Raw genomic sequence first — 12,248 nt, forward strand, 5'->3', positions numbered from 1 at the left:
TTAGTTCAGACCCCAGTTTTTGTTTGGCTGTGCTCCCATTACAAAATGTAATACGCCGCCTTTTAGCATATCTTGGTGAGAGATTGCTGTTTTATTAAATGCTTTTCCGTTTAAAGTAACCGATTGGATATAGAAATTCTTTTCTGAAACATTCTCTGCTTCAATCACAAAAGTTTTTCCGTTTGGAAGATTTAAAGTTGATTTTTCAAAAATCGGACTTCCAATTTCGTAGTCTCCAGATGCTGGATTCATTGGGTATAATCCCATTGAACTGAATACATACCAAGCTGACATTTGTCCGCAATCTTCGTTTCCGCTTAGACCGTTTGCAGTCGTATTATATTGTGTATCCAAAATATGACGAACCCAATATTGGGTTCTCCAAGGCTGACCAGCGTGATTAAACATGTAAGCAATGTGGTGGCTTGGCTCGTTTCCGTGCGCATATTGTCCGATTAAACCAGAAATATCAGCCGAAACATTGTTTCCTGTAATCTCAGAACTCTCTGTGAATAATTGCTCTAAACGTTTTGTAAAAATGTCATTTCCGCCGTGAAGCTTAATAAAATTGTCCACATTGTGAGGTACAAACCAGCTGTGCTGCCAAGCATTTCCTTCAGTATAATCGGTATGTTCTCTGTGGTTAGAGTGTTTTGGATCGAAAGGTTCGTTCCAAGATTTCCCATCTTCCGATTTTCCTCTCATGAAACCTGATTTCGCATCAAATAAATATTCGTAAGCTTTTGCACGTTTAGAGAAAAACTCATAATCTGCTTGTTTGCCTAAAGCTTTCGCCATTTGAGCTACGCACCAATCATCATAAGCATATTCTAAAGTAATCGTAACCGATTCGTCTAATAAATTATAAGGAATGTATCCGTATTTTTTGTAGAAATTCAATCCGCGTTCGTCTTGCATCATCGTTGCTTTCATTGCTTCAAAAGCTTTTTCAGCATCAAAACCTTTAATACCTTTCAAATAAGCATCAACAATAACTGGAATCGAATGATATCCTGTCATAGTATTGGTTTCATTGGCGTATAATGTCCAAACCGGAAGTATTTTTTTAGTTTCGTAATACGCTAACATTGAGTTAACCATATCAGAAACTCTATTCGGATCTAAAATAGTAAGTAGCGGATTTTCAGCTCTAAATGTATCCCAAAGAGATAAAGTAGAATACGCTGTATAATTTTTTGAAGTAACAATTTTATCGTCTTCTGTTCTAAATTGTCCGTTTTTATCGCTGTACGTTACAGGCGCAACTTGAGCGTGATATAAAGCGGTATAGAAAATTGTTTTTAAAGAATCAACTGGAGTTTCAACTGTAATTTTGCTTAAAGCTTTATTCCAATCTGAAGAAGCGGTTGTTTTTACATTTTCAAATGCTGGATTTTCTGCATCCAGATTATCTTTCGCATTAGCGATACTTACAGAAGAAAGTGCCACTTTTACACCTAATTCTTTAGAATTTTTAGAATCGAAGAATAATTGCAAAGCCGTATTTTCGCCTTCTGCACTCTTCGCTGCAACTACTTTTTTATCAGCAGTAATAATTGATTCTGTAATAGGTTTAGAAAATTTCGCTACAAAAAACACTTTCTGATTTTTTGCCCAACCCGTACTGAAACGGTAACCGCTAATAGTAGTTTCATCTTCAACTGTAATAGCTGTTTTTGTCGCTTTGTCCCAATTAATAGCAAAACCTAAATCGACTACAACAGATTGTTTGTCGTTATTATTATAGGTATATTTATGGTATGCGGTTCTTTGCGTAGAAGTTAATTCTACATTGATTTTAGGATCTTCAAGAAAAACTTGGTAATAACCCGGTATTGCTTTTTCGTTAACATGACTATATTTTGATTTATACGGTAGGAAATCGCGTGATGCGGCTTTGGCGGTTAAGTCTAACTTTTTGTTTGTTGGCATAAATAAAATATCTGCCAGATCACCGATTCCTGTCCCGCTTAAGTGTAAATGACTAAATCCAGAAACTATGGAGTCAGAATAATGATAGCCAGAGCACCAATCCCAGCTCGAAACTCCATTATCTGGACTCACTTGCAGCATCCCAAACGGAACCGTTGCACCCGGATAAGTATGTCCGTGCCCACCAGTACCTATAAAAGGATCTACATAATTTGTTGCAAAACTTTGTTTATGTTGGTTTTTATCTACATTTATTTTGCAACTTGCAGTAAAAATTACCGTCAGAGAAAGCAGCGTAATTTTCCTCATATCAAAACAATATTAATTTAACTTTAAATTTAGATAAATTCAACTTTTACCAAAATATTTTTAGACGGACGACATTTAAACAGCTCTAAACATCAAAAAAAAGTAATAAACGACATTTTATTCTACGATTATGATTTTCAACTCAAATAAACCCTACAGCTTACCTACACGCTACCATATTTACTTTTGGCTAACCTATTTTGTATTCAATACATTCCGTTGGGGAAGTTATTTTAACGATTACGTTTATTCCTTAAAAACCACACTACTCGGATTCCCGATTCACATGGCATTGTGTTATCTGAATATCTTGGTTTTAATGCCACATTTGGTTTACCGCAAAAAATACGTCCTATATATAGTAGCGGTATTGTCGGCAATTTTTGGCATGGTAGTCTTAAAATTTAATCTGACTTATTTGCTGATCACCCACAACGTTTGGCCTGAAGGTCCGCAGACCATCAACACGCTTACACTCAACTATACTATAGATATGATGATGGGCGAATTGTATGTAATGACTTTCGTTACTGCAATTAAAGTCACTTTAGATTTCCTGAAAGAACAAAGACGTGTTACAGATTTAGAAAAATCTCAATTAGAAACCGAATTGCTGTTTTTGAAGTCACAGATTTCTCCGCATTTTTTCTTTAATACCTTGAATAATATTTATTCGCTTTCTGTAGAAAAATCAAACAAAACGCCAAAAATTGTTTTAAAACTTTCAGAATTAATGCGCTACATGCTTTATGAAACAAAAGGCAAAAAACAGACTCTTGAAAATGAGATTTTGTGCATTCAGAATTATCTGGATCTAGAAAGAATTAGAAACGGAGAGCGTCTAGAAGTAGACATGTCTATTTCTGGAGATATTCACGATAAAGAAATTTCTCCGGTACTTCTTTTGACTTTCGTCGAAAATGCTTTTAAGCACGGCGTAAACAAAAACACTGGAAATGTTCTAATTGACATCAGATTTAAAGTAAAGGGAGATTATTTATATTTCTCAATTTCAAACCCTATGCCCGAATTTACCGTACATAAAGATAATTTTAACAAGTCAAGTGGTATAGGTATTGAAAACGTAAAAAAAAGACTCGAATTAGGATATAATAAAAGCGACTATAAGCTTTCATTTAAAAATAAAAAGAATATTTTTGTCGTTAAACTAGTTATAAAAGTTACCTAACCCTACTTTTAACTATACCTAAAACTATACTTACAAGAAACCAAACACTCGCCAAAAATAACCGTACAAATGAAAATAAAGTGTTTAATTATCGATGATGAGCCATTGGCAATAAACGTTATTAAAAATTATATCGAACAGATTGAAGATTTAGAACTAATAAATACCTTCAGTAATTCTATTGAAGGATTAAATTTCTTAAAAAACAATACTATCGATGTAATTTTTCTAGACATCAACATGCCTGTTTTGGACGGTATTAATTTTATTAAAAGTTTAGAAAACCCTCCTTTACTTATCATAACAAGCGCCTACGATCAGTTTGCTATTGAAACTTATGAACTTGACGTTTTAGATTATTTGGTAAAACCAATTGAGTTTCCTAGATTGATGAAAGCGGTAAACAAAATCAACAAACGTCTTAACAACGGCAGCAAAATTCCGCAGGAAAATAATAAAGAGAATCCTTTTATTTTCGTTAAAATCGACAAGAAAAAAATGAAAAAGATTTTCTTGAACGAAATTTTAGTTATCGAAAGCTTAAAAGATTATTTAAAAATCAGTACAACTTCTGGAAAGTTTATCATTCACAGTACTTTATCTGATTTTACAAGTTTATTGCCAGAAAGAGATTTTATCAGAATCCACAGATCCTACACCATCGCGATTGACAAAATCGACGCCGTGGAAGGAAATAGCATTGAAATTGAAGGACTTCGCTACGTGATAGGAAGATCTTATATCGATGAAGTAAAACAGAAAATTTTAAATTCTTCTATATAGGTTTTTAACCGCAAAGACGCTAAGATTTACGCAAAGTTCGCAAAGATTTATTTAGCCACAGATTAAAAGATTAAATGGATTTTAAAAATCTGTGCGAATCTTTTTAATCTGTGGCTAACTTTTTATTTAAACATTTCACACTTTATTCAGAACATAGCCCAAGGTTTTAACCTTGGGTACACAAAGCTTTGCGAACTTTTTTTGCTCAATATTTAAATAAAAATTCTTTGCGAACTTTGCGTAAATCTTAGCGTCTTTGCGGTAAAAAAATTGCGATTAAATAAAAAAACGAAAATGCGGCCAACCACGACCGCATTTTCTCTCAATTATAGGTAACTAACCAAAATAAACCATGAAATAGTCTATTATTTTTATTGCTGCAAAACCACTAAAAGTGATATCTTTTAAAAGCTTCGATAGCCGAATAATCTGCCAAACCTAAGCTGTGATATTTTTCTGCAGTCAATCTATTTCTGTCTTCAACTCGCACCCAAAACTCTCTGCTATCATCACCTTGAAACATAACGCCGTCTTTTTGAGACTGGTGATAAAAAATTGCATGTCGTTTCTTTAAAACCTGGTCAGGACTCATTGGAACTGCCATGTCAATTTGGTACGATTCCCATTCATGCCATGCACCTCGGTACAGCCAAACCCAGCAATCGTTCATAAAGTCTTTGTTTTTTAATCTTTTCAAAGCTTCAAACAAACTGTCTAAACACACTTTATGAGTTCCGTGCGGATCTGCTAAATCTCCAGCGGCATAAATTTGATGCGGTTTTATTCTTTCAATAATGTCACACATAATGTCGACATCTGCATCCGAAAGATTATTCTTTTTAACTGTTCCAGTTTCGTAAAACGGAAGATCTAAAAAGTTTACGTTAGAATCTGGCAAACCAATGTAACGAGTCGCTCCATAAGATTCGCTTCTTCTAATTAATCCTTTTAATTTTCTAACTTCTGGCGAATCGATTTCTGTTCCTGTTCTGTTTTTCAGAAAATCAATCATTTCCTGAGAAACTCTAGAATCTGGATTCACTGCTTTAGAAATTTCTGCAAACTTCAAAGCTTCTTCATCAGAAACTGCAATATTTCCAGAAGTCTGGTACGCTACATAAACATCATGTCCTTGCTCTACCAAACGGTCAAATGTTCCTCCCATCGAAATCACATCATCATCTGGATGCGGACTGAAAATAATTACTCTTTTCTTTTCTGGAGTAGAACGTTCCGGTCTGTATGTATCGTCAGCATTTGGTTTTCCACCCGGCCAACCTGTAATGGTTTGCTGCATTTTATTAAACATCTTAATGTTCAAATCGTATGCAGTTCCTTCTTCTGTCAAAAGACTTGACATTCCGTTGTCGTTATAATCTTTATCCGTCAGTTTCAGGAAAGGTTTCTTCGTTAACTCACTTAACCAAGCCACCGCTTTTAATTTTAATTCATCTGTCCAAACACAAGATTTTACCAACCAAGGCGTTTTAACTCGTGTCAATTCAGACGAAGCTTCTGTATCTAGAACAAATGTTGTGTTGTTATGCTCTTGCAAATACGTAGCTGGAACGTGCGAAGAAACTTCTCCTTCGATTGTCTTTTTTATAATGCCTGCTTTACTGATTCCCCAGCCTAGCAAAACGATTCTTTTTGCATTTCTTACAGTTCCAATTCCCATTGTAATGGCTTTTCTCGGAACATTATCAATTCCTAAAAAAGAGGAAGCCGCATCGACACGCGTGATATGATCCAAAGTAATACTTCTGGTTCCCGAATTCACGTGAGAACCTGGCTCATTAAACCCGATGTGTCCTGTTCTACCGATTCCTAAAAGCTGAAAATCTAAACCTCCATAAGAGATAATTTTCATCTCGTAATCGATGCAATATTGTTGTAATTCCTCGGCACTCACCTGCCCATCTGGAATATTGATATTTTTCGGAAGAATATTGACATGATTGAATAAATGCTCGTGCATAAAATGATAATAACTCTGAATATCATTTTTATCCATCGGATAATATTCATCTAAGTTGAAAGCCACAACGTTTTCAAAACTCAGACCTTCTTCTTTGTGCATTCTAACCAATTCTTCGTAAACCTTAATTGGCGAAGAACCTGTAGCCAAACCTAAAACACAAGGTTCGTTAAGCTCATTTTTTCTCTGAATTAAATTGGCGATTTCTTGTGCAATTAAAAAAGAAGCTTCTTGAGACGATTCGAAAATAACATTGTGAATCTTCTCAAAACGAGTTTCTTCAAATTTCCCTGCTTCTCTAAAACCTATATCTTCTTTAATCATTTACATTATCATTTAATTTCTAAAATAAAAGTAGAATTAAATAATCCGTTCCTGTTAAAAATTCGACTAATAACGACTGCGCTTCGGCAAAAGACAAAATAAGAATGCTAAGCTATTTTTAAAGTTTCTAAAAAAGTAATTATTCAACAACTCCAATTTCGGCAATCGAAACATTTTGTCCGTTTCCTACAGCAGCTGTAGCAACAAATCTTAAAAACCTTGCTTTAACTTCAGTAAAATTCTTAATTTGTTCAATCGGGTTATGCTTAATATTTGAGAATTCTCCCTCCGATTGTTTCGTCCAAGTAATATTATCTTCGCTAGTGTAAAACTCATAATTTGAAATCAAATTCAAATTATTTCCAACTTGCTGTGGTGTGTAAGTAAAACCTTTTATATCTCTTGCTTCACCCATATCTATAATAATGGTTTGAGGCAATTTATTTTCATTATTTCCAAATCCCCAATCTGTATTAGCATCCCCATCAATAATTCGTTCCACAGATTTATCATCTCCGCTTGAAACCGAAATCACTTTCCATTTTTCTTTAGAAACACCATATTTCGCCATTTTAACTCCGCTGTTGATTTTCTCTTTTGCATTTCTCGAAATGGCTTTAATTTCCACCTCTTTATTATATACGAATGAACCTTTGTATAAAGTGCTTTTCTCCGAAGGATTTTTTCCGTCAAGCGAATAATAAACGGCATTTCCATCTTCCGACTTAATCGTAACCAAACCGTTTTTATCACGAAGAATTTGAGGTTCTTTCACGAAAGTCGGCGCATTATACGCTTCGATCGCACTAATTACAAAACCTGCTTTTGCATCTAAAATATTAACTCTAATTGCAGAGGCCGTAACGCGATCTAAACGCAAAATTCTTTTAAAACCAATTGTAGTTTCATTGGCAATCGTTTTCCATTGCCCGTTTACATTTGCTTCAACCGAAAAAGCTTTTACGCGTTGCCCAAGCTTAATATATTCTTGAAGTAAAATTCTATTAATTGCTGTTGGTTTTTTAAACGTAAATTCGATTGTAGCCTGTTTGACTTTATCGTCAGTTGCCCAGTAACTTTCTTTATTCCCGTCAATCACATTTTGAGGTCCGAAATTAGAATCTGTAGCTCTTGTGTTTGAAGCCTGAACTTTTGCACCTTTTAATAATTCTGTTTTAAAATCGGCTTTAATTGTGGCAACCAATTCTTTTAATCTAGCTTCGTCATTTTCATGAACCAAACCGCGTCTGTCAACAGGAAGATTCAATAATAAAGTTGCATTTCGTCCAATCGATTCGTAATAAATGTCTACCATTTCGTCAAGCGAACGAACCTTATCATCTTCAACTGAATGATAAAACCATCCTGGTCTTATTGAAACATCGGCTTCACCAGGAACCCATTTTTCTCCATCTTCATGTCCAGACATAAATTCGCTGTAATGTACTTTCCCTGCTAATTCGTCTTTCTGGCGTAATAAAGACCAATTAGTTTTTCCAGCGCGCCCCTCTTCATTTCCAATCCATCTTGCTTCTGAAGGTCCAACTCCCCAAACTAAGGTTTTTGGAGCGAGACTGTAAATTAATTTATAAGTCTCATCCCAATTATAATAGGTAAGTGTGTTTATTTTTCTAGTTTCGTTTGCGCCGCCGTAATAACCGTCTCCGCCATTTGCTCCATCAAACCACATTTCGAAAACATCTCCGTAATTCGTCAATAATTCTTTTAACTGATTTCTGAAATACGTAATATATTCAGGTTTTCCATATTGCGGATGATTTCTATCCCAAGGTGAAAGATATAATCCTAGTTTTAAGCCATATTCTTTACAGGCTGCAGCTAATTCTTTAACCAAATCTCCTTTTCCATTTTCCCACGGAGAATTTTTTACAGAACGTTCCGTGTAAGCTGAAGGCCATAAACAGAAACCGTCATGATGTTTGGCAACCAGAATTATTCCTTTCATTCCAGATTCTTTCACCACGCGCGCCCATTGACGAACGTCTAATTGCGACGGATTAAAAAGTTCTGGCGATTCGTCTCCGTAACCCCATTCTTTATTGGTAAAAGTATTTAATGAAAAATGTACGAAAGCGTAGAATTCCATTTCCTGCCAATCGATTTGTTTTTGACTCGGAAGCGGCCCGAAAGGCTTTGGAGCATTAGCGAATTCTTGACTCGAAGCATTAGAAATTACACCAAAAAGACATAAGGAAAGGAATATTTTTTTCATTGCTAATCTGCTTTAAAACGGTCTATAAAGCATAAATGTACTATAAATTGAAATCTATCAGATAGAATTTCGACCAACAGCAGATTTTAAAGCATTTTGGTTTAAAATGGTTTTATTTAAATATTAATTTTTAATCTCCACCGCCGCCACATCCACCGCACGAACTTCCGCATGACGATCCACAAGAGCTTCCATCTGAAGAACTACACGAACTTGAACTTCCAGAATCGCCAGAAAAAGAGCCATTTTGATTATAATTCGTTATCGGAACAAAAAAAGTATATAACACTGCACTTCCATAAAAAAAATAATTCCATTCCCAATTGTTTTCAGAGTTATTTATTTTGATTTCCTGTTTAACTGAAGATGGAATAACCTTAGTAAACATTAGATTTATAATACGGTTTAAACTATAGATCGAAACTATTATTAAAGGGATAATCGCAAATATTAAATACGTTACCGGCTTACCTCTCCATATTCCAGTAATGAATCTGCTGAAAATTATATCTAGAAGTAATCCCAAAATAATCATCGATAAAATTATAATAAATGAAAATTCCTTTGAAGCAATAATTCTATTTTTGATTCTGTAAGTTGCTTTTTGTAATTGTTCGAAAATTGGTTTCTTCATAATACTAAGACACAATGGTTTGTAATCCATTGGCCCCAAATCTTTCATAATCTCAATTACAGTATTTTCATATTGATTATCGCCCAAACTGTTATCGAGTAATTCTAATCTGTTATTAGTTAAAATTCTAATCTTTTTACTCATTATCAAATTATTGACAACACCATGCACCACTTTTTCCAATTTATCTTCTTTAAGAAAAACCAATTCTAAAGCAGTAAGATTTTCAATAATAGGATTGGATTGAATTTTTTCAAATAACAATTTAAAACTTCGTTTCGCGTAGAAATTCAAAAGAAGGAGCATTAAAACGAATAACAAAATATACCCCATTAAAAAGTATGGGTTTTTAATTTTTATCAATAGAGAAAAAATTAGAATACATACCGGAAGACAAGCAAACATAGAATATTTCAAAAAATTTTTTCTCAGTTCATGAACGTCAAATTTGCTTTTTTCAAGCTGCAAAGAATCCATTTCATTCTGATAATTCCAAATTTCTGCGGGCTGCATTCCAAAATTGCTACCATACAATTCTTTAGTACGTTCTTTAGCTATCCTAAATTTTTCAAATTCAGACGGATTATGTGTAGATGGAATATGTTCGATTCTTTTTCCTAAAAGATTGCAGAAGTTCGAGTACGAGTTTGTAAATATCAAATGCTGATGCCATACAATATCTACAATTTCAGAAGGAGAAACCATTTCATTGTTGGTTGCTGCTAAGAACATAAATTTTTTATATTCTAATAAAGCACTTTGTGTAAAGTATAATGTCCAATGATTTTCGAGTGTAAGTCTAGTAGAAAATCCATATTGATCAGTAGCATTATCAAAGTCAAAACGCTGTACTTTTTCCCAAAGCATTTTATCCATAAAAAATCTTTAATCATTAAAATCTACATCAAAAATAGCATCTTATTTTTGTCTTACAAATTATAAACTATTTAAATTCTCTTGGTTCTTATTTTAGAAATAGAAATTAGAATCACTGACAAAACCACAAAAGCAATTAAAACAAATACACCATTTACAATTGCAGTTTCAAAACCTAATTTAGTGACATCAATAAAAGGATAAGGATAAAAATTTGTCAATATTCCGTGAAATAAAGTATAGATTATATAAATGATTGGATAAACTAGCCAAAATAAAATAACCTTAAAAGAAACCTTTTCCGGACTTACAAAAAACAGCCAATAAAAGAAAAATAATACCGGAACAACGGTGTGAAATATTTCACTCACAATAAGGTGATGTCCTTTTAAATCGATAATTGGACGGAGAAGCAAATTAAAAACGATTCCGACAATTAGAATATAAACTGTTATTGCTGTGAGAGTTGTGCCTTTTCTGAAAAATGAATTTATTTGAGATTTTCTGCCAAAGAATAAGATCGCTCCGCAAATTAAAACTATACTATTGGTTAAAATTGTAAAGAAGCTAAAAAAACGTACCGCAGCGCTCAAAAAAGTAAATTCAGAGCCTTTTAGCAGTAAATAAAATTGAACAGGCAAAGCGTATAATTCTAGAGCAAAAATAATACCCAGCAAAATTTCCCCTTTTATTGTTGTGGTATTTTCTAATTTCATAGTATAATAAGTCAGTCCTCTAAAATAAGCATTTTTATTCGATTTTGCTACATTACTCTCTTTTGCTTTTCGCTTTCGGCAATTGTTTTTTCAAGTCTTGACAACTGTGTTTTTTCTTGTTTGGCGCTCATAATCCAATGAATCATGACTTTTTTGTAAGATGGTGCTTGTTTCTCAAAAAACTCCCAAGCTATTCTGTTGCTTTTAAATTCTTTTTCGTAAGTTTCTAAAAGAGGAACAGGTTCTTTTTCATGCGAATATATTTTCGATTTATTTTCTGTTCTAAAACTAAAGGCTTTTAAACCTGCATCGGTCATTAATCCCGCTTTAGTCAAATCTTCCATTTTCTGAATATTAATCGCGCTCCAAATGCTTGAAGTCTTCCTTGGTGTAAATCGAATCGTATAACTCTCTTCATCAATCGATTTTCGAACACCATCAATCCAACCAAAACAAAGCGCTTGATCTACAGATTCTGACCAGCTTATGGAGTTTTTTTTGCTACCAACTTTGTAGAAACCAACCAAAAGTTCTTTTTCTTTCTGATGATTTTTCTCTAGCCATTTTCTAAAGTCAATTGGGTTTTCGAAAAAAGTCGGTGTCATATTAATTTTATTACTTCATAAATATATAAATTCTAAACAAAAAATCCGTTTCTATTTCGAAATGGATTTTATTATTTTCTTTCAAATATCTAAGTCTATTTGAAAAATATATTTTTATTGTGACACTTTACCTCTATCCACATAATTCACTATAGTTGAAAAATTTCTAATAACAGCCAAAATATCTTGAATTGGTTCATTTAGATTCTCTAAATTTATTTTATTAGTTTTTAAACTTTCTTTTCTGCGAATAACAAAGAAAAATGATTTTCCTCTTTTTTCTTTTACAAAATCATAATCAACAGCCTTAATATCTGCCCATCTTACTAAGACAAGCGATGAAAACGGAAGCATCGTTTTTCTAATCCAAAAACCTTCTTTATTAATTTTAAATTTTGGTTCATTGTCAAAAAGCAACATCCAGCAATAAACACAAAATATTGAAAAAGCTAAAAAGACAATAGTAAAGACTCCATTTGGATTAAATTTTTCCCAATGAAAGAGTTCTTTGGGAAGTTTGTAAATCATTAAAATTACAATCGATGTAAAAACTATAACTAAAAAAGCTTTAGTCGACATACTTTCTTTTACTTCTATTTCTTTTAAGCTAGCACTATTTCTTAATGTTTCCAAATTAATTATACGATTTAATAATCGCTAATATAATAG

The 12,248-nt window shown here is 33.3% G+C and carries 9 protein-coding genes; 2 read left to right on the forward strand and 7 right to left on the reverse strand.

The features are described from left to right. Complete coding sequence (locus QLQ96_RS18895) at positions 1 to 2,241, reverse strand: GH92 family glycosyl hydrolase (RefSeq protein ID WP_482492473.1); 2,241 nt, start codon at positions 2,239 to 2,241, stop codon at positions 1 to 3. 130 nt (positions 2,242 to 2,371) lie between these two features. On the opposite strand from QLQ96_RS18895, the gene QLQ96_RS18900 reads away from it, so the two are divergent. Further along, the gene (locus QLQ96_RS18900) at positions 2,372 to 3,430 is read left to right on the forward strand and encodes a sensor histidine kinase (RefSeq protein WP_482492475.1); all 1,059 of its coding nucleotides are present in this window, start codon (positions 2,372 to 2,374) and stop codon (positions 3,428 to 3,430) included. 69 nt (positions 3,431 to 3,499) lie between these two features. Beyond that, positions 3,500 to 4,213 carry a LytR/AlgR family response regulator transcription factor gene (locus QLQ96_RS18905; RefSeq protein WP_482492477.1) on the forward strand — a complete coding sequence of 238 codons (714 nt, stop codon included), beginning with the start codon at positions 3,500 to 3,502 and terminating at the stop codon, positions 4,211 to 4,213. 388 nt (positions 4,214 to 4,601) lie between these two features. Here QLQ96_RS18905 and nagB read toward each other — a convergent pair whose 3' ends face one another. The 6 genes from nagB to QLQ96_RS18935 all read right to left on the reverse strand — a co-directional run bounded on the left by nagB (position 4,602) and on the right by QLQ96_RS18935 (position 12,212). Beyond that, positions 4,602 to 6,515 (reverse strand): glucosamine-6-phosphate deaminase, encoded by a 1,914-nt coding sequence (gene nagB, locus QLQ96_RS18910; RefSeq protein WP_482492479.1) that lies wholly within the window; start codon positions 6,513 to 6,515, stop codon positions 4,602 to 4,604. Between the two features lie 139 nt (positions 6,516 to 6,654). After that, positions 6,655 to 8,748, reverse strand: a complete 2,094-nt coding sequence (locus QLQ96_RS18915) for an alpha-L-fucosidase (protein ID WP_482492481.1) — start codon at positions 8,746 to 8,748, stop codon at positions 6,655 to 6,657. Between the two features lie 130 nt (positions 8,749 to 8,878). Next, a complete protein-coding gene (locus QLQ96_RS18920) occupies positions 8,879 to 10,258 on the reverse strand; it encodes a hypothetical protein (RefSeq protein WP_482492483.1) in 1,380 nt (459 codons plus the stop codon). 71 nt (positions 10,259 to 10,329) lie between these two features. Beyond that, on the reverse strand, positions 10,330 to 10,974 hold the full coding sequence (locus QLQ96_RS18925; protein ID WP_482492485.1) for a Pr6Pr family membrane protein: 645 nt from the start codon (positions 10,972 to 10,974) through the stop codon (positions 10,330 to 10,332). A gap of 47 nt (positions 10,975 to 11,021) precedes the next feature. After that, entirely contained in the window at positions 11,022 to 11,579 is a 558-nt protein-coding gene (locus tag QLQ96_RS18930; RefSeq protein WP_482492487.1) for a YdeI/OmpD-associated family protein, read from the reverse strand. A 114-nt stretch (positions 11,580 to 11,693) separates the two neighbouring features. Then, on the reverse strand, positions 11,694 to 12,212 hold the full coding sequence (locus tag QLQ96_RS18935; protein WP_482492488.1) for a hypothetical protein: 519 nt from the start codon (positions 12,210 to 12,212) through the stop codon (positions 11,694 to 11,696). Positions 12,213 to 12,248 lie beyond the last annotated feature (36 nt).

The sequence above is a fragment of the Flavobacterium sp. B167r genome (assembly GCF_056824315.1).

Coding starts and splice junctions, on each gene's coding strand:
- QLQ96_RS18915 (WP_482492481.1), bottom strand. CDS start 8,748: ATGAAAAAAATATTCCTTTCCTTATGTCTTTTTGGTGTAATTTCTAAT.
- QLQ96_RS18905 (WP_482492477.1), top strand. CDS start 3,500: ATGAAAATAAAGTGTTTAATTATCGATGATGAGCCATTGGCAATAAAC.
- QLQ96_RS18930 (WP_482492487.1), bottom strand. CDS start 11,579: ATGACACCGACTTTTTTCGAAAACCCAATTGACTTTAGAAAATGGCTA.
- QLQ96_RS18895 (WP_482492473.1), bottom strand. CDS start 2,241: ATGAGGAAAATTACGCTGCTTTCTCTGACGGTAATTTTTACTGCAAGT.
- QLQ96_RS18900 (WP_482492475.1), top strand. CDS start 2,372: ATGATTTTCAACTCAAATAAACCCTACAGCTTACCTACACGCTACCAT.
- nagB (WP_482492479.1), bottom strand. CDS start 6,515: ATGATTAAAGAAGATATAGGTTTTAGAGAAGCAGGGAAATTTGAAGAA.
- QLQ96_RS18925 (WP_482492485.1), bottom strand. CDS start 10,974: ATGAAATTAGAAAATACCACAACAATAAAAGGGGAAATTTTGCTGGGT.
- QLQ96_RS18920 (WP_482492483.1), bottom strand. CDS start 10,258: ATGGATAAAATGCTTTGGGAAAAAGTACAGCGTTTTGACTTTGATAAT.